Raw genomic sequence first — 19,064 nt, forward strand, 5'->3', positions numbered from 1 at the left:
GCGGGACGCGTACCTTGGTGGTGATTGTCAGGAGATACTATGGAACGACGTGCTTTTCTCAATATCAGCGGGCTCGCACTGGGCACGATGCTGGTGCCGGTGTTCGGCAACGCCATCGCCGCTGAAGAATTACTCAATCCCCTAGCGGCAAAGTTCAAGAAGACCCTGGCCGACGTGGCCCTCAATGCCGCCACCGGCGCCGGCGCGACCTACTGCGACGTGCGCATCGGCCGCTACCTGAACCAGTTCATCACCACGCGCGACCTGAACGTCGAAAGCGTGACCAACACCGAATCGGCCGGCGTCGGCGTGCGGGTCATCTGCAACGGCGCCTACGGCTTTGCCGCCACCTCCGACATGTCGCCCGATGCGGTGGCCGGCGCCGCGCGCCAGGCGGTCGCCATCGCCAAGGCCAACGCCAAGCTGCAATCCGAACCGGTGCGCCTGGCGCCCGTCAAGGGCGTGGGCGAAGTGGCCTGGGCCACCCCGATCAAGAAGGACTGGCGCACGGTCCCCATCAAGGAAAAAGCCGAGCTGCTGATCGCCGCCAACAAGGCCGGCATGGACGGCGGCGCGAGCTTCATGCAGTCGCTGATGTTCCAGGTGAACCAGCAAAAATATTTCGCCTCGACCGACGGTTCCTATATCGACCAGGACGTGCACCGCATGTGGATGCCGGTGTTCGCCACCGCCGTCGACAAGGCCACCAACAAGTTCCGCTCGCGCCAGGGCTTGTCCACGCCGGTCGGCATGGGCTACGAATACCTCGACGCGCGCGCCGAAGACAAGATCAAGGCCGCCGGCGGCGTCTGCACCCTGTACAAGAATTCCTACGACCTGATCGAAGACGCGCGCGCCTGCGGGCGCCAGGCCAAGGAAAAGCTGACCGCCAAGTCGGTCGCGCCTGGAAAATACGACCTGGTGCTCTCGCCCGAACACCTGTTCCTGACCATCCACGAATCGGTCGGCCACCCGACCGAACTCGATCGCGTGCTGGGCTACGAAGCCAATTACGCCGGCACCAGCTTCGCCACGCTCGACAAGTGGGAAACCAGAAAATTCAAGTACGGCTCCGAGCGCGTGAATATCGTGGCCGACAAGACCGCGCCAGGTTCGCTGGGCGCGGTCGGCTACGACGACGAAGGCGTACCGGGCAAGCGCTGGGACATCATCAAGGACGGCATCCTGGTCAACTATCAGGCAACGCGCGACCAGGCCCACATCATCGGCGAAAAGGAGTCGCACGGCTGCTCCTACGCCGACAGCTGGAGCAGCGTGCAGTTCCAGCGCATGCCCAACATTTCGCTGGAGGCGGGCAAGGCGAAACTCACGCCGGACCAGATGGTCAAGGATGTCAAGAAGGGCATCTACATCGTCGGCGCGGGCTCGTTCTCGATCGACCAGCAGCGCTACAACTTCCAGTTCGGCGGCCAGCTGTTCTACGAAATCAACAACGGCAAGATCGGTGCGCCGCTCGAAGACGTGGCCTACCAGTCGAACACCCAGGAATTCTGGAACGCCTGCAGCGCCATCTGCGACGAGAGGGACTGGCGCATGGGCGGCTCCTTCTTCGACGGCAAAGGCCAGCCAAGCCAGGTCAGCACGGTGTCGCACGGGTCGAGCACGGCGCGCTTCAATGGCATCAACGTCATCAACACCGCACGCAAGATCGGCTAAGCCAGGGAACCGCACATGAAGATTCTGACTCAAGAAGAAAGCAAGCGTATCGCCGACCGCGTGATGGCATTGACCCGCGCCGACGAATGCACGGTGCGCGTTTCCGGCGGGCGCACCGGTAACATCCGCTACGCGCGCAATAACGTCTCCACCGCGGGCCTGGTCGACAACGCCGACCTGGTGGTGCAGGTCGCCTTCGGCAAACGCCAGGGCACCGCCACCATCAACGAATTCGACGACAAGTCGCTCGAAAAAGTCGTGCGCCGCGCCGAGGACCTGGCGCGCCTGGCACCGGAAAACCCGGAGTTCATGCCGGCCGTGTCGAAGCAGGCGTTCAAGGCCTCGCAGACATTCAGCCGCGCCACCGCCGCCGTCGACCCGGAGTTTCGCGCGCAAACGGCGGCCTACAGCATCGAAGCGAGCCGCAGGAACAAGCTGGTATGCGCCGGCTTTTTCACCGACAGCCATGCGTTCCAGACCATCGCCAATTCGAACGGCGTGTTCGGGCATCAGGAAGAAACCAACGTCGACTTCACCTGCACCGTGCGCACCGAAGACGGACGCGGATCGGGCTGGGTCAAGCGCTCGGCCACCGACGTGGCGCGTTTCGATGCGCGCGAAGCGTCCGACGTGGCGATCGAAAAGGCCCTGCGCTCGGTCGACGCCAAGGCGCTGGAACCGGGCCGCTACACGGTGATCCTGGAGCCGGCCGCCACCTCGGACCTGATCGGCTTCATGCTCGCCGGTTTCGACGCGCGCCAGGCCGACGAGGGCCGCAGCTTCCTGTCGAAGAAGGGCGGCGGCACGCGCCTGGGCGACAAGCTGTTCGATGCGCAGGTCAATATCTGGTCCGACCCGTGGGACAAGGATGTGCCGGTGCTGCCGTGGGATGCGGGCACCATGCTGGCGCGCGAGCGCATGAACCTGATCAAGGACGGCAAGGTCTCGGCGCTCGATTATTCCTTGTTCTGGGCGAACAAGAAAGGCGTGCGCGCCATTGGCTCGCCGGGGAATATGATCATGGGCGGGACCGACAAATCGACGGCGGAACTGATCGCCGGGACCAAGCGCGGCGTGCTGGTCACGCGCACCTGGTACATCCGCGAGGTGGACCCGCAGTCGGTGCTGCTGACCGGTTTGACGCGCGACGGCACGTTTTACATCGAGAACGGCAAGATCAAGCACCCGATCAAGAACTTCCGGTTCAACGAAAGCCCGGTGACGATGTTGAACAATATCGAGGCGATCGGCAAGCCGCAGGTGATCGCGGGTGACGAGGTGCAGTATTCGATGCTCATTCCGCCGATGAAGGTCAGGGATTTCAACTTTACGTCCTTGTCGGACGCGGTTTAAGCGTTGCGCAGGGACGCGGCATCAATCATTCGATAGCCGTCGTCCCCGCGAAGGCGGGGATCCATAGCACATCGGCTAAACGACGGTGCTATGGGTTCCCGCCTTCGCGGGAACGACGGAGCCTTGCAAGCAGGAGCAAACAGTGGAACGACGTACCTTCCTGAAAATCAGCAGCGGCGCCGCCGGCGTCATGCTGGTTCCCGTGTTCGGCAACGCCATCGCGGCCGAAGAGTTAATGAACCCGGTCGCCATCGCGTTCAAAAAATCGCTGGCCGACGCCGCCATGAACGCCGCCACCAAGGCCGGCGCCACCTACTGCGACGTGCGCATCGGCCGCTACCTGAACCAGTTCATCACCACGCGCGACCTGAGCGTGGAAAACATCGTCAACACCGAATCGTCCGGGGTGGGCGTGCGCGTGATCGCCAACGGCGCCTACGGCTTCGCTTCGACCAACGACATGTCGCCGGACAGCATCGCCGCCGCCGCGCGCCAGGCCGTCGCCATCGCGCGCGCCAACAGCAAGCTGCAAAGCGAGCCGCTGCGAATGGCGCCGGTCAAGGGCGTCGGCGAAGTCGCATGGGCCACGCCATTCACCCGCGACTGGCGCACGGTGCCCATCAAGGACAAGGCCGAGATGCTCATCGCCGCCAACAAGGCGGGCCTGGACGCCGGCGCCAGCTTCATGACCTCGACCCTGTTCCAGGTGAATCAGCAAAAGTACTTTGCCTCGACCGACGGCTCCTACATCGACCAGGACATCCACCGCCTGTGGGCGCCTTTGAGCGCCACCGCCGTCGACAAGGCCAGCAACCGGTTTCGCACGCGCGACAGCCTGGCCGCACCGGCCGGCATGGGCTACGAATACTTCGACGCGCGCCCGGCCGACAAGATCAAGGCCGCCGGCGGCGTCGCCACGCTCTACACCAAGTCCTACGACATCGTGGAAGACGCGCGCGCGGCCGGCCGCCAGGCACGCGAAAAACTCTCCGCCAAGACGGTCGAACCGGGCAAGTACGACCTGGTGCTCTCGCCCGAACACCTGTTCCTGACCATCCACGAATCGGTCGGCCACCCGACGGAGCTGGACCGGGTACTCGGCTTTGAGGCCAATTACGCCGGCACCAGCTTCGCCACGCTCGATAAATGGCAGACCAAAAAATTCAAGTTCGGCGCCGACCGGGTCAACTTCATCGCCGACAAGAACGAACCCGGTTCGCTCGGCGCGGTCGCCTACGACGATGAAGGCGTGCCGGCCAAGCGCTGGGACATCATCAAGGACGGCGTGCTGGTGAACTACCAGGCCACGCGCGACCAGGCCCACATCATCGGCGAGAAGGAATCGCACGGCTGCTCGTACGCCGACAGCTGGAACAGCGTGCAATTCCAGCGCATGCCGAACGTGTCGCTTCAAGCAGGCAAGGAACGCCTGAGCCCCGACGAGATGATCAAGGACGTCAAGAAGGGCATCTACATCCTCGGGCGCGGTTCGTACTCGATCGACCAGCAGCGCTACAACTTCCAGTTCGGCGGCCAGCTGTACTTCGAAATCAAGAACGGCAAGATCGCCGGTCCCCTGGAAGACGTGGCCTACCAGTCCAACACCCAGGAGTTCTGGAATGCGTGCAGCGCCATCTGCGACGTGCGCGACTGGCGCATGGGCGGCTCGTTCTTCGACGGCAAAGGGCAGCCCAGCCAGGTCAGCGCGGTCTCGCACGGGTCCGCTACCACCCGTTTCAACGGCATCAACGTCATCAACACCGCCCGCAAGATCGGCTAAGGAGGCCACGCAATGAAACAGTTGAACCAGGAAGAAGCAAAACGCATCTGCGACCGCGTGCTCGGGTTTTCCAAGGCGGACGAATGCCGCGTGGCGATCAGCGGCACCCGCACCGGCAATATCCGCTACGCCCAGAACAGCGTGTCCACGGCGGGCCTGAACGAAAACATGCAGATGACCGTGAGCGTCGCCTTCGGCAAGCGCCAGGGCACCGCCTCGATCAATGAGTTCGACGACAAGTCGCTCGAAAAAGCTGTGCGCCGCGCCGAAGACGTGGCCCGCCTGGCGCCCGAGAATCCGGAATTCATGGCGGCCATCGGCAAGCAGGAATACAAGGCCTCAAACGCGTTTGCCCGCGAGACCGCCGCCATCGACCCGGAGTTCCGCGCCGAAGTGGCATCGCACAGCATTCTGGCGGGGCGCAAGAACAAGCTGGTGACGGCGGGCTTCTTTGTCGATAACACCGGTTTCGAAACCATCGCCAATTCGAACGGCGTGTTCGGCCACCACGAATTCACCAACGTCAGCTTCACCTGCACCGCGCGCACGGAAGACGGCCGCGGTTCCGGCTGGGTGACCCGTTCGGCCAACGATGTGCGCCGATTCGACGCGCGCGAAGCGTCCGCCGTGGCCATCGAAAAGGCGCTGCGTTCGGTCGACGCCAAGGCGCTGGAACCGGGCCGCTACACCGTGATCCTGGAGCCGGCCGCCACCTCCGACCTGGTGGGGCGCATGTTCGGCGCTTTCGACGCGCGCCGCGCCGACGAGGGCCGCAGCTTCCTGTCGAAAAAAGGCGGCGGCAATCGCCTGGGCGAAAAGCTGTTCGACGAACAGGTCAACGTGTGGGCCGACCCGTGGGACAAGGATGTGCCGGTGCGCCCCTGGGACACCGAATCGATGCTGCCGCGCGAACGCATCGACATCATCAAGAACGGCAAGATCGTCGCGCTCGATTACTCGCTGTTCTGGGCCAACAAGCAAAAGATGAAGGCGCGCGGCCGTCACGGCAACATGATCATGTCGGGCGGGTCCAAATCGCTCGATGAATTGATCGCCTCGACCAAGAAGGGCATCGTCGTCACGCGCACCTGGTACATCCGCGACGTCGATCCGCAATCGCTGCTGCTCACGGGCCTGACGCGCGACGGCACCTTCTACGTCGAAAACGGCAAGATCAAGCATCCGGTCAAGAACTTCCGCTTCAACGAAAGCCCGGTCTCGATGCTCAACAATCTCGATGAACTGGGCAAGCCGCAGATCCTGGGCGGCGACGGCATGAACTTCCAGATGATGATCCCGCCGATGAAAATCCGCGACTTCAACTTCACGTCGCTGTCGGACGCGGTGTAAGGCGGGCAGGGCGATGCGCAACTACGATTTCTACTTCACGCGCCTGATGTACGAGTCGGGCGACTGGGACGTGGACATCCGCATGCCCAGCAACGTGCTCAATTCGCTGGTGGAGTACACCACCCTGCGCGTCGATCCGGTCGAGCGGGTGATCGCGCTGGCGGACGCGAAGATGCTGGAGTCGCCCTTCTGCTACCTGGCCGGGCACAAGCTGGTGCAGTTCACGCCGGCCGAGCGCAAGAATTTCGAGCGCTACGTGCGCGGCGGCGGCTTTGTCTTCGTCGACGACTGCAACCACGATATCGACGGCCTGTTCGCCAAGTCCTTCGAGTCGGAAATGGCGCGCATCTTCGGCCCGAAGGCGCTCAGGAAGATCCCCAACAACCACCCGGTGTATTCGAGCTTCTTCCAGTTCGACGGCCCGCCCAACACCGGCAATGAGCTCAATGGCTGGGGCGACGACCTGGTGCACGACTACCTCAAGGCGATTGAGATCAACGGGCGCGTGCGGGTGCTGTATTCGAACAAGGACTACGGCTGCGAGTGGGATTACGACTTCCGCAACAAGCGCTGGCTGGTGGTCGACAATACCCGCTTTGCGGTCAATATCATTCAGTATGCTTTGGGAGCGTGACAGTGTCAGTAGCCTGGGAAGAAAAAGAAATCGCCGACCTGACGGCCAAGATCGGCGCGCTCAAGGCGAGCATGTCGAGCGTGATCATCGGGCAGGATGCAGTGATCGAATCGCTCGTCATCTGCCTGCTGGCGGGCGGCCATGCGCTGGTCGAGGGCGTACCGGGCCTGGGCAAGACCTTGCTGGTCAAGTCGCTGGCGCAAGCCACCGACCTCACATTCCAGCGCGTGCAGTTCACGCCCGACCTGATGCCGTCCGATATCATCGGTACCGAAATCCTCGAAGAAAATCAGACTACGCGCCAGCGCCTGTTCCGCTTCCAGCCCGGCCCCGTGTTCACGCAGGTGTTGCTGGCCGACGAAATCAACCGCGCGCCGCCCAAGACCCAGTCCGCGCTGCTCGAAGCGATGCAGGAACGGGCGGTGACCTTTGCCGGCGTGACCCACGCGCTGCCAGCACCATTCTTTGTACTGGCGACGCAAAATCCGATCGAGCAGGCCGGCACCTACCCGCTGCCAGAAGCGCAGCTCGACCGCTTTTTGCTGCGCATCGACGTCGGCTACCCGAGCGAAGATGAAGAAATGATGATGGTCTCGCGCACCACCCACGCGGGCCTGCTTGATGCGCCGCAGGTGATGGATGTGGACAGCCTGCTGCGCCTGCAAAAACTGGTGCGCGATATCGAAATCGGCGAACACCTGCTGCGCTACGCCACGCGCCTGGTGCGCGCCACGCGTCCGCAGGAGTCGCGCGTTGCCGCCGTCACCAAGCATGTCGGCTGGGGCGCCGGGCCGCGCGCCGGGCAGGCACTGGTGCTGGCCGCCAAGGCGCGCGCGCTGATGCACAAGCGCCTGGCGGTAACGCGCGACGACATCGGCGCCATGCTGCTGCCGGTGCTGGCGCACCGCGTGCTGCGCAATTTCGAGGCCGAAGCCGACGGCGTATCGATTGCCGACATCCTGCTCGCCCTGCGCGCCGAGATCCGCGCCGACAAGGATTAGCCATCGCATGCTGTCGACGTCCGCGCTGCTCGCGCACACCAATGACCTGAACCTGATCATCCGCCATGTGCTGGCGGGGCTCGGTCACGGCATTCATGCGGGCCGTGAGCGCGGCGCCGGCGTCGAATTTTCCGAGTACCGCGCTTATGCGCCCGGCGACGAATGGCGCCGCATCGACTGGAAGCTTCTGGCTCGCGCCGACCGTTACTATGTGCGCGAAGCGGAGCGCGACAGCCACGTGGCAGTCTGGCTTTGGCTGGACGCCACCGCATCGATGGCGGAGCCGAGCCGCAGCGGTGTGTCCGGCCTCGACAAACTGTGGTACGCGCGCACCATCCTGGCCTGCATCGCCGCCATCGCCCAGCGCCAGGGCGACGCCTTTGGCCTGGTCATCTGCAACGGCGAGCGCGTGCAGTTCACACCCGCCGCGCGCGGTCCGCGCCAGATGCAGCGCGTGCTGGCGCAATTGCAGCGCATCGAAGCGGGCGGCATGCTGCCCGATAGCGAGACCCTGCGCGCCAGCATGCCGTTCGTGCGCTCACCCAGCCTGGTGTTCGCCGCCAGCGATTTTCTCGACTGGCCTTCGAGCCAGGCCGAAGCCCTGCTGCGACTGCGCCGCATGCGCCACGACGTGCGCATGCTGTGCCTGCAAACGCGCGCCGAGTGCGACGCCAGTTTTCCTGCCGATTCAATCTGGCGCGATCCCGAAAACGCCGACGGCGTGTTCCGCTTCGCACCCGATACGGTCGGCGTGTACCGCAAGAACCGCGACGAACATGTCGAGCGCATGCTGGCGCAGTGCCGTCACAACGATATTGCGGTGCTGGCCACTTGCATCGAAGATCCCTTGCCCGCCGTGCTGCGCACCTGGTTGCGCCGGGGTGCGCGCGCATGACTGCGCTTTGGTGGCTGGGACTGGCCCTGCTGGCGTTGCCGGTGCTGTGGCACCGCCAGCGGCGCCAGCGCGTCCAGCAGGAGCCGCTGGCCACCGCGCGCTTCCTGCCGCGTACCGATCCGCAGCAACTACGCGTCTGGCGCTGGACCGAGCGCCTGCTGCTGCTGGTACGCTGCCTGCTGATCGTCGCCGTCCTGGCCTGGCTGGCCGACCTGGTGCTGCCGTGGCGGCGCGACGCGGTACTGATCCCCGCCGGTACCGATAGCGACTGGGCCGAGCGCCAGATCAGGCAGGCCGGCTTTTACGACGCCAGCTGGATCGCGGTGCCGGGCGACGATCCCTTTGCCTGGCTGGCGCGCCACGACCGCGAATGGCGCTCCGGTTCGCGCCTGCTGGTGCTAGGCAACGTGCCCATGCCCGCCGTGCCGCCACGCTCGCGCCACCAGATCGAGGTGCGCAGCAGGGCGCCGGCCTTTGCCAGGACCGAACAGCGCGTGGTCGTCGTCAGCAAGCGCGCGGCGCAGTGGCGCGCCCTGTTCGCCGCGCTCGACGGCCCGCGCCGCTACAAGGTCGACGAAACGCCTGAAGGCGCGGCTGAACTGGTGATCTGGGACGTGCCGCAAACGCCGCCCGCCGGCCTGCGCGCGCCGCTCTGGTGGGCCGCCGACGTCAAGGCGTTCCCGGAACTCGGCAAAGCGCCGCAGGTCGACGGCATTGCCTGTGCATCCAGCGTGCGTGGGCGCGTCTGGACGGCGGCGAGCTGGCCGCCGCTCGCCCCTGATGCCGCACGCGGCCTGTTCGAACACTGGCAGCGGCTGCACTATGCGCCGCTGCCCTACACCATGCCATCGCAAACGATCGCAGCCACAGCCACGGCTGCGCCGGCGCAGTCGAGCGGCGCCTTGCGCTACCTGCTGACGCTCGTGCTGCTCGGGCTCTTTGCCATGGAACGGATACTGGCCCATGCAAGCCGACGCTGACATCCTTGTCCGCTTGCGGCTCGCCGCCGTCCGCCGGCGAGCGCCGCTGTGGATCGCGGCCATCCTGCCTTGGGTGCTGCTGCAGTCGCTTCCTGGCGTCGTGGCGTGGGGTGTGTGGACGGCCTGGGATGGCCGGCGCCTGTTCTCCCGCGTAGATCGCGACTGGACCGGCTGGATCGATGCCACCGTGCCCGCGCTGGAAGACAGCACCGCGCTGCTGGCCGGCGCCACCAGCGCCATCGGCCAGCTCCAGCGCCGCCGCCTGCTGGCGCGCATCGCCACCACGCTCACCGACGACGTGCTGGCGGCCATCGCCAGGGAACGCGTGCGCTTCGATGCGCGCTGGGTCGCGTTAAGCGTGTGCGCGGCGCTGGCCTTGTTCGCATGGCGACTGGTGGAAGCCGTGCCGCCCACGCCGCACGAAGTGAAAGCCCTGATTGCAAAGCAGACCAGCGAGATTACCGTGCGCGTGACGCCGCCCAAATATACCGGTGTCGCCAAATCCGAGGGCGCGCCGCGTGAGTTGCAGGTGCCCGAGCACAGTGTCGTGGAATGGTGCCTGCGCGCGCCGCAGCCGGTCGATACGCCAATTGAGCTGAGCGACGGCCAGTCGCTCAAGATCGGCCGCGAGTGCGCGCGCTGGACCGCGACCGAATCGGTGTTCTGGCGCTGGCGCGGCGCGCGCTACAAGCTGCGCGTCATTGCCGACCAGGCGCCCGAAGTCACCTTGTCCGCGCCGCGCGAGATGATCCACACGCTCGCCCCGGATGCCGCCAGCGCCACCATCACGCTGGCGGTGCGCGACGATTACCAGGTACGGCGCGCCACCCTGCACCTGACCCTGGCGCGCGGCAGCGGCGAGAACATCCGCTTCAGCGACCGCGAACTGCCGCTGCCTGAGTCCAGCGACCCGCGCACGCGCAACTGGCACAAGCAGTGGACGCTGGCCGAACTGGGCATGGAGCCGGGCGACGAACTGTATTTCTTCGTGCGCGCGACCGACAACGCCGAACGGCCGCACACCACCGTCTCGCCGACCTACACCCTGCGCCTGCCCGGACCGGTGGAAGAGGGCGACGAGTCGTCGGCGCAGCCGATGCTGGTCAAGCCCGAGAACCTGCGCAGCCAGCGCCAGATCATCATCGACACCGAACAACTGCTGGCCGACCTGAAGGCCGCGCCAGGCATGAACCCGGCCACGGTGCGTGCGCGCAGCGAATCCATCGCCGACGACCAGGCCCAGCTGCGGCGCCGCTACGGCCAGTTCCTGGGCGAAGAGTCGACCCTGTTCGGCGGGGAAGAGCATCACGACGACGATGAAAAACACGACGTGGTCGCCGAATTCGGCCACACGCACGACCAGGCCGAAAACGCGACCCTGTTCGACGAGTCGACCAAGAAGATCCTGCGGCGCGCCCTGAGCGCGATGTGGGACGCCGAAAAGGCCCTGCGCGCCATCACGCCGAAAACCGCGCTTGCGCCCGAGCACAAGGCGCTTGAGGCGATCAAGCAGTTGCAGCAGGCCGACCGCATCTACCTGCACAAAACGGCCTTTGTGCCGCCGCCGCTCAAGGAAGAGATCCGCATGACCGGCGACGTTGCCGGCACCAAAAGCTACCGCCGCGAGCAGGGCACGGCGGCGGTGCCGATTCCCGACGAGCTGCGGCGCCTGATCGAAGCGCTCGATGGCGATGGCGCCTTGCCCGCCCTGTGGAGCCGCGGCGCGCACGAGTGGATTCGCGAACGCATCGCCAGCGACGAACAGCGCCTCGAAGCGCAGCGCGCCGTGCAGGATGTGGCGGACGGCTGCGCCACGTGCCGCCCGGTGCTGCGCGCCTGGCTGCGCGGCGCCATCACCCGGGCGCCGGTGCTGTTACAGGCCAAACCCGCCCCGCAAACCCCATTCACCCGCGCGCTGCGCAAGGAAGTCCCACGATGATTGCCGCAGGCCTGATTTTCCTGATCGGCGCCGGCAGCGCCGCCGTCTACCTGTGGCGGCGCCAGTGGGTCGACGCCTTGCTGATCCTGCTGGCCGCTGCGGCGCTGGGCGTGATCGTCGGCGACTTCAAGCTGCCGGCGGGGGTGGGTGGGACACTGTCGATCGACTCCGACGCCGAAGCGATCGACCTGAACGAGGCGGCGGCGGTGCGGCTTGCCGGCGACGGCCTGTCCGCCGCCCAGTGGCACGACCTGCCGGCGCGGCCCTTGCTCTGGGAGGCGCCCAGCAGCGAGGTGCTGCATCTGGATTTTCCGCGTGAGCTGACGCTGGGGCGCATGTTCGCGCTGACCGTGCGCCGCAGCCAGGCATCGAACTGGCGCCTGCAACTGCTGGCCGAGAACAAGCAGGTGCTTGCGGACGTTGCCGGCAACGGCGCGGTGCTGACGGTGCAGTGGCTGCCGCCGGTGGCCGAAACGCTGGTGCTCAGCGCGCGCATGCTCGACGCCAGCGGCAAGGTGCTGGCGCAGGGGCCTGTGCCGTTTTCGGTATCGGCGCAGGTGCCGCTGCAAGTGGTGGGGCGCTTCGGCGCACCATCGTTCGATGCGCGCACGCTCAATGAACTGCTGGTCAACAGCCATGCGGCGCTCGACTGGCAGGTCGTGCTGGGCAAAACCGTGACCCGCAACGAGTCGCCGCGTAGCGCGCTCACGCAGCCCAATTTGCTGGTGGCCGACGCCGCCCACGTGGAGCGCCTGGGCGACGGCGCGCGCGCGGCGCTGCTGGCGCAGGTGGCGGCAGGCACGCCGCTGGTGATCCTGGCGGCCAATGCGCAGGACAAGCAGCTGTGGTCGCGCGCCGTGCAGCTGGAACTGCGCGAGCAGGCCGAGGCCCGGCCTTCCGGCACGCCGCTGGCACTGGCATCAAGCCCGCTCAATCCGGCCGGGACGTTGGGCCAATGGCGTGCGGCGGGTGACCGCATCTGGACGCGGCCGTGGGAAAAGGGCCGCATCGTCTGGCTTGGCGTGGCCGACTGGCACCGCTACGCGATCAGCGAGCCGCAGGCGCTTGGCCTGTGGTGGCAGGGTGTGCTCGACCGCGCCGGCATCGAGCGCGCACAGGATGTGGCCTGGCTCGACCCGCAAGAGATGCCGCTGCCCGGCCGGCGCCTGGAAGTGTGCGCGCTCGGCGTGCAGGGCAACGTCACCTTCCCGCAACTGAAACAGACGCTCGCCTGGCAGCGCCGCCCGGACAAGGCCGACGCCTCCTGCGTGGCCGTGTGGCCGCGCAAGGCCGGCTGGCTGGCGATGGAAACGCGGGGCGAAAAGCCGGTCGCGGGCAAGCTGTACGTGTACGACAAGGCCGACTGGCCGCTGTGGCAGAAGGCGCAGCGGCGCGAGGCCACGGCGCGCTACGCCGCGCGCACGCCGGTTGCCGCGGCGGCGGGCATGGCGCCGCTGCCGGCGTGGCCGTTCGCGCTGCTGTTTGCGGCGGCGATGCTGCTGCTGTGGTGGCGCGAGCGGCGCTGACGGCTTGGCAAGTTCACGACTTCGGTTAAGATGCTGTTGCCAATCTGCCCGCCCCCCTTCACCCTGGAGTTTTGTCCGCATGGCCGCCCATATCCTGTCACGGCTGTTTTCCTTGCGCCCAAGCGCGCTCGATGCGCATCTGCTGGGGTTTCACGCGCGGCCCGGGCTCACCGGCATGACGCGCTTTGCGGTGGAGTTTCTCTACTTCGGCATCAAGGAAGCGCGCGCCTGCCTGTTCGCCGGGCTGTTCTTCGCGGCGGTGTTCCTGGTGCCGCGTACCGGCTTGTGGGGCGTGGCGCGCTACGACGTGCTGCTGATCGTGGCCCTCTCCATCCAGGGGGCGATGATCTGGTCGCGGCTGGAGACGCTCGATGAACTCAAGGCCATCACCCTGTTCCACCTGATCGGCTTTGCGCTGGAGGTGTTCAAGACCTCCGGCGCGATCCAGTCATGGTCGTATCCGGACTTTGCCTGGACAAAGGTCTTCGGCGTGCCGCTGTTCTCGGGATTCATGTACGCGGCCGTCGGCAGCTACATCATTCAGGCGTGGCGCTTGTTCGACCTGCGCGTCGAGCATCACCCGCCGTTCTGGATGGGGGTGGTGATCGCACTCCTCATCTACGTCAATTTCTTCACGCACCACTACATCGGCGACTATCGCTGGTATGTGGCGGCATGCGCGCTCGGGCTGTATGCGCGCTCGTGCGTCATCTTCCGCCCGCTCGACGTCGAACGCCGCATGCCCTTGCTGCTGGCGTTCGTGCTGATCGGTTTTTTCATCTGGCTGGCCGAAAACCTCAGCACCTTCTTCGGCATCTGGAAGTACCCCAACCAGCTTGGCGCGTGGTCGATGGTGCACGTCGGGAAGTGGAGTTCGTGGTCTTTGCTGGTGGTGATGACGTTTACGATCATCGTCAACCTCAAGCACATCAAGGCGCGGATTCACGTGCCGGCATAAAAAAGGCCACGCCGTCGCCGGCGTGGCCTGTTCATGCAACGTGAACCGGCTTAGAAAGCCCAGTCAACCTTCGCGTACATCTGACGGCCGTTGATGCCGATCGGGCAGGTTTCCCAGCAGCGGGTAAAGCCCAGTTGCGGGAACGGTGCGGCGCGGGTTTTGTCCCACTCGGTCGGGTAGGTGTCGAACAGGTTGTTCACGCCGAACGAGGCGCTGAGCTTCTTGGTGAACGAGTAGCGCAGCGACATGTCGACCAGCCATTTGGCTTCCCAGGTCTGGATGAACGGGGCGGTGAAGCCCTGGCCCTGCACTGCGCCGTAGTAGTTGGCGCGGGTGTTCACGTTCCATGCGCCGTTCGTGTAGTCGGCGGCGATCACGTGCTTCTTGCGCGGCTGGCCGCGTTCGATCAGGGTCACCTGGGCGTCGTCGAACAGCTGGGCGCCGGTCAGCACCGGCGACTGCGATTTGCGGTTCTTGACTTCGGTCTTGTTAAAGCCCATCTGGCCCGACAGCACCAGGGTCGAGCCGGGCCACTTGGTGGTGTGCTCGGCCACGATGTCCAGGCCGTCCGTGGTGGTGTCGATCGCGTTGGTGAAGAACTGGGCCTGGCCGACCTTGAGCGGATCGAGGATCGACTTGACCGGGCACTTGGAGGCCGGTACGCAGTTACCCGATTCCGGCGCGATGTTACTCGAGAAGACGATGCGGTCGTCGATGTCGATGCGGTACAAGTCGGCGGTGACCGAGAAGTTGGGCATCGGGCGCAGGATCATGCCGATGCTGGCGCTCTTCGAGGTCTCTTCCTTGAGCGGCGAGATGCCGAAGGCGCGCGTGACGGCGCTGCCTTCACGCGCGGTCAGCGTTTCGGTCAGCACGCCGGCCGAATTGAGGTTGGTCGAGACGGAGCTGTAGAACTTCTGCTGCACGCTCGGTGCGCGGAAACCGGTCGAAACGCTGCCGCGCAGGCCGAACTGGCGCGTCGGGTCGTAGCGCATGCTCAATTTGCCGGTCGTCGTGTTACCGAAGTCCGAGTATTTTTCGAAGCGCACCGCGGCCGCGACCAGCAGCTTTTCGGTGATGTTGTGTTCCGCATCGAGGTACATGGCGATGTTGTGGCGGCCCTGGTCCACTTCGGTGCCCGGCGTGTAGCCCGGGAAGCCTTGCGCACCCGATGCCGCGATGCCGCCGACCTGGTCGAAGATCTTGATGGCCGGGTTGTTGGTGCGGCCGTACTGGTACGAGACCGGGTCGCCCGCTTCGATCGCGTAGTTGTCGCTGCGGTACTCGAATCCGGTCGCCAGCTGCACGGTACGGTCGCCGAACTTGAGCGGGCCGCGGATGTCGGCATTGAAGGTGGTCTGGTTGAATTTGAGCTTGCCGGTGTCGGCTTCGAGCGGCGATTCGGCGTAGATGCCGCCACCCGGTTTCGGTTCGTACCAGTAGCTGACGTTGATCGAATTGCGTTCATGGAAACCGAGTTCGCTGCGGCCGTGGTTCACGCTCACGTCGAACTTCCATTCGTTGGCCAGGTCGCGCTTGTAGCCGACGGCGAACGAGGCGTCCTTCACAGTGGTCATGATGTTCGGCAGGTAGCCGTTCGGGTACACGGCCGGCACGGTGCGGCCGTCGCCAGGCGAGCGGAAAAAGCCCGCCGAGTCGCCGGTACGCTTGGAGATGCCGCCGAAGGCATAGAACTCGCTGCTGTCGTCGATCGGCAGGCCCGCATTCCACCACAGGTAGGCGTCCTTGGCCAGGCTGTCGCCGATGCGCTGGGTCACGCGTGGCGGATTGACGCGCTCGGAGTCGACGCCGGCGCGGTTGGTTTCGTTGCGGCGGCGGCCTTCGACCGACAGATTCAGGTAGCCGCTTTCGCCCAGCTTGAAGCCGGTGTTGGCGCTGCCGGAGATCAGGTCGCCGTCGCCTTCCGAGGTGGTGCCGATGCTGCTGCTCAATTGCGTCTCGTTGGTCTGCTTCTTGAGGACGATGTTGATCACGCCGGCGATGGCGTCCGAACCGTATTGGGCCGCCGCGCCGTCGCGCAGCACTTCGATGTGGTGAATGGCCGACAGCGGAATGGCGTTGATGTCGGTACCGGCCGAGCCGCGTCCGATGGTTTGCTGCACATTGACCAGTGCCTGCTGGTGGCGCCGCTTGCCGTTAACCAGCACCAGCAGCTGGTCGGGACCGAGGCCGCGCAGGGTCGCAGGGCGGATGATGTCGGTGCCGTCGCTGATAAACGTCGAGGTGAAGTTGAACGACGGGTCCAGGGTTTGCAGCAGCTTGCCCAGTTCCAGCGGGCCGGCGGTCTGCATGTCCTTGATGTTGATCAGGCCGACCGGCGCGGCGGTATCGAGCGAGGTCTTGGCGGTCGAGCGCGAGCCGAGGATTACGACGGAAGCGGGGCTGTCTTCGCCGCTGCGGGCGGCTGGAGCTGCGCCCTGCTGCGCGTAGGTGCTGTTAAGCGCGAGCAGGAGCGCCGATGCGAGCAAGGTGCGTTTGAGGTGCGGGCTGCCTGGGGTATTCGTCATGTAGATGTCTCGTTGTCGTTTTCATTTTTAGGGAATTCACTGGACACACCCTCGTGGGGCCAGCCAATGTGAAAACGATACTACCTGACGAGTTTTGCGACGTGCAACGAGTCATGTGAGAGTGTTGTAAATGCGTGCAATGGCAGCAATCCGCAGCAAAATGTAGTGCTTGTACCTACAAAAGGCTGTAATCTCGACTACGTACACCGCGCGCGCGCATCACTTATGCGCTCACGTTATATGCTTAGAACCTGCCTCGGTAGAACGGCGCCGGTTCTTATCCCTGCTGGTCCTGCATCCAGCCTTTCAAACCTGTCACCCAGTTCTTGGCCGGCAGGTTCATGCTCTTCTTGATGGCCCCCGCGCGCTCGTACAACACCGAAAAATCGATCGACGGCGCGCGCTTGAACGCCACCACGATGATGTTCGCGTCATGCACTTCGGGTAGCCACACCACCGCATCGAACACCAGTTCCATGTTCTGCAGGTTCTTGTCGTAGCTGGCAAAGTCGCCGAACACATTGGTGGTCATGATGCCGTCGTCGGACAGGCAGTCCATGCAGGCCTGGTAGAACTCGGGCGAATCGAGCACCGGGCCGCGCGCGTCTTCGTCGTACAGGTCCACCTGCAGCACGTCGACCTTGCCGTGATTGGCCGGATCGAGCACGAAATCCATCGCATCCATCTGGCGCACGTCCAGGCGCGCGTCGTTCGGCGGCAGGCCGAAATGCGCGTGGCAGACGTCGATCACGTTGGGATTGAGTTCGGCCACCGTCACCCGCGCCTGCGGGAAGCGCTGGTAACTGAACTTGGTCAGGGCCGCGCTGCCCAGTCCCAGCTGGACGATGTGTTTCGGATTGTCGAGGAAGAGCATCCACATCATCATCATCTGCACGTATTCGAGCTCGATGTTGTCCGGCTTGGCCAGGCGCATGGCGCCCTGCACCCACGAGGTGCCCAGGTGCAGGAAGCGCACGCCCTTGAATTCGGTGATGGTGGCCGGCGGGTGGCCGGGTGCGTCGAAACGGGTGGAAGTGGGTGTGTCGGACATCGCGCGCGGAGAAGAAGTGGAAGCGCGATCTTACCATTTGCCCGCCGCTGATTACGCGGGCAGGATCAGGGTCACCGTCAGGCCGCCGCCGTCGCGGTTGCCGAGCGTGATGCGTCCGCCGTGCGCTTCGGCGATTTCGCGCGCCAGCGCCAGGCCCAGGCCGGTGCCGCTGCGCTTGGTGGAGTAGAACGGCACCAGCGCATTGGTCAGCACCGCGTCATTCATGCCCTGGCCGCGGTCCATCACCTCGATGCGCAAGCTGCCGTGCGCCTGGCGCACCCGCAGCGCCACCTCGCCCGCCGGCGAGCCCGATTCGTGGGCGTTCTTGAGCAGGTTGAGCAAGGCCTGCTCCATCTGGGCCGGGTCGAAGCGGGCCGCTTCAAGCGGCAAGGCGCCGGCTACCGTCAGCGTCACCTGCGACGCCAGTTGCTCGACAAAAGCGGGCCATGGGCATCGTTCCATGCGCGGCGAGGGCAGCTTGGCGAAGCGCGCGTAGCCGAGGATGAAGCTCTCCAGGTGGCGCGTGCGCTCTTCGATGGTTTCCAGGATTTGCGGCAGGCGCTCGGTCTGGCCGCGCCGCACCAGCTCCGCGCCCGAGTGGGCCAGGGAGGTCAGGGGCGCGAGCGAATTATTCAATTCGTGGCTGATGACGCGGATGACCTTTTTCCAGGTCTGCACTTCCTGGCGTCGCAGTTCGTGGGTCAGCTGGCGCAGCAGCAGCAATTCATGCTTGCGGCCATTCAGGCTGAAGCTGCGGCGCGCCAGGTGGTAGACCTCTTCTTCCTCGCCGTCGCCGGCGGAAAACAAGCCGTCGCCACCGCGCGCCAGCGCGTCCACCAGCGCCGGCGAGGCCTGGCTGAGGATGTCGGACAGGCGGTGGCCTTCGAGCTTGCGGCCTTCGCCCAGCATCTGGCGCGCCGACAGGTTGGCGTAGACGATGGCGCCGGGACTGCCCGCCGCGTCGTCGACCAGCAGCATCGCCACCGGCGTGTTCTGGACCATGGTATCGAGCAGCAGTTCGCGCTGCACCAGCGCCAGGCGCTGTTCGCGCAGCACGTTGCCGAGCGCGTTGTGGGCCGCCACCAGGTCGGCCAGTTCGTCGTTGCGCGGCCAGTGCAGGCTGAAGGAAAAGTCGCCGTCCTTGTAGCTGGTCACCGTGCCTTCAAGCGCGCGGAACAAAGACAGGATCGGACGGATCTGGGCGCGCAGGGCGATCACCGCGACCGGCACCACGCAGGCCAGCGACAGGGCCAGCACCAGCGGCGCGCGCCCCGGCAGCAGGGAGTCCAGTCCCAGCGCGATGCTGATCCCGAGGGCCAGCAGGGCGCCGACCAGGATGGAGCAGCGCGTCATGAGCGAAAGGCGCAGCGACAAGCGCGGTGACATGCGCAT

Annotated in this window: 14 protein-coding genes; 11 read left to right on the forward strand and 3 right to left on the reverse strand. The window is 65.4% G+C overall.

All coding sequences use genetic code 11. The annotated features are described in order from the left end of the window. Positions 1 to 39 precede the first annotated feature (39 nt). From F2P45_RS27835 to F2P45_RS27885, 11 genes are all read left to right on the forward strand, one after another. A complete protein-coding gene (locus F2P45_RS27835) occupies positions 40 to 1,677 on the forward strand; it encodes a TldD/PmbA family protein (RefSeq protein ID WP_166881471.1) in 1,638 nt (545 codons plus the stop codon). 15 nt (positions 1,678 to 1,692) lie between these two features. Continuing rightward, positions 1,693 to 3,030 carry a TldD/PmbA family protein gene (locus F2P45_RS27840; protein WP_166881472.1) on the forward strand — a complete coding sequence of 446 codons (1,338 nt, stop codon included), beginning with the start codon at positions 1,693 to 1,695 and terminating at the stop codon, positions 3,028 to 3,030. A gap of 142 nt (positions 3,031 to 3,172) precedes the next feature. Next, the gene (locus F2P45_RS27845) at positions 3,173 to 4,810 is read left to right on the forward strand and encodes a TldD/PmbA family protein (protein ID WP_166881473.1); all 1,638 of its coding nucleotides are present in this window, start codon (positions 3,173 to 3,175) and stop codon (positions 4,808 to 4,810) included. Between the two features lie 12 nt (positions 4,811 to 4,822). Next, a complete protein-coding gene (locus tag F2P45_RS27850; RefSeq protein ID WP_166881474.1) occupies positions 4,823 to 6,160 on the forward strand; it encodes a TldD/PmbA family protein in 1,338 nt (445 codons plus the stop codon). A gap of 13 nt (positions 6,161 to 6,173) precedes the next feature. Continuing rightward, positions 6,174 to 6,794, forward strand: coding sequence for a DUF4159 domain-containing protein (locus tag F2P45_RS27855; protein WP_166881475.1), 621 nt, complete (start codon positions 6,174 to 6,176; stop codon positions 6,792 to 6,794). A gap of 2 nt (positions 6,795 to 6,796) precedes the next feature. Continuing rightward, positions 6,797 to 7,795 (forward strand): AAA family ATPase, encoded by a 999-nt coding sequence (locus F2P45_RS27860; RefSeq protein ID WP_441295251.1) that lies wholly within the window; start codon positions 6,797 to 6,799, stop codon positions 7,793 to 7,795. A 7-nt stretch (positions 7,796 to 7,802) separates the two neighbouring features. Then, positions 7,803 to 8,690, forward strand: coding sequence for a DUF58 domain-containing protein (locus F2P45_RS27865; RefSeq protein ID WP_166881476.1), 888 nt, complete (start codon positions 7,803 to 7,805; stop codon positions 8,688 to 8,690). Further along, the gene (locus tag F2P45_RS27870; RefSeq protein ID WP_166881477.1) at positions 8,687 to 9,670 is read left to right on the forward strand and encodes a BatA domain-containing protein; all 984 of its coding nucleotides are present in this window, start codon (positions 8,687 to 8,689) and stop codon (positions 9,668 to 9,670) included. Before F2P45_RS27865 ends, F2P45_RS27870 begins: the two co-directional genes overlap by 4 nt. After that, entirely contained in the window at positions 9,654 to 11,609 is a 1,956-nt protein-coding gene (locus F2P45_RS27875; RefSeq protein WP_166881478.1) for a DUF4175 family protein, read from the forward strand. The genes F2P45_RS27870 and F2P45_RS27875 overlap by 17 nt, the downstream gene beginning before the upstream one ends. Next, entirely contained in the window at positions 11,606 to 13,135 is a 1,530-nt protein-coding gene (locus tag F2P45_RS27880; protein WP_166881479.1) for a hypothetical protein, read from the forward strand. The genes F2P45_RS27875 and F2P45_RS27880 overlap by 4 nt, the downstream gene beginning before the upstream one ends. A gap of 175 nt (positions 13,136 to 13,310) precedes the next feature. Beyond that, entirely contained in the window at positions 13,311 to 14,093 is a 783-nt protein-coding gene (locus F2P45_RS27885) for a DUF817 domain-containing protein (RefSeq protein WP_229505341.1), read from the forward strand. Positions 14,094 to 14,143: 50 nt separating this feature from the next. Here the strand turns inward: F2P45_RS27885 and F2P45_RS27890 are convergent, their stop codons facing one another. The 3 genes from F2P45_RS27890 to F2P45_RS27900 form a co-directional block, all read right to left on the reverse strand. Continuing rightward, positions 14,144 to 16,621 carry a TonB-dependent receptor plug domain-containing protein gene (locus F2P45_RS27890; RefSeq protein WP_166881481.1) on the reverse strand — a complete coding sequence of 826 codons (2,478 nt, stop codon included), beginning with the start codon at positions 16,619 to 16,621 and terminating at the stop codon, positions 14,144 to 14,146. A 277-nt stretch (positions 16,622 to 16,898) separates the two neighbouring features. Beyond that, positions 16,899 to 17,672: a spermine/spermidine synthase domain-containing protein gene (locus F2P45_RS27895; RefSeq protein WP_166881482.1), complete on the reverse strand. Its 774-nt coding sequence runs from the start codon at positions 17,670 to 17,672 to the stop codon at positions 16,899 to 16,901. 51 nt (positions 17,673 to 17,723) lie between these two features. Continuing rightward, positions 17,724 to 19,058: a sensor histidine kinase gene (locus tag F2P45_RS27900; RefSeq protein WP_166881483.1), complete on the reverse strand. Its 1,335-nt coding sequence runs from the start codon at positions 19,056 to 19,058 to the stop codon at positions 17,724 to 17,726. Positions 19,059 to 19,064 lie beyond the last annotated feature (6 nt).

Source organism: Massilia mucilaginosa, assembly GCF_011682145.1.
In the GTDB taxonomy this organism is placed as follows: domain Bacteria; phylum Pseudomonadota; class Gammaproteobacteria; order Burkholderiales; family Burkholderiaceae_D; genus Telluria_A; species Telluria_A mucilaginosa.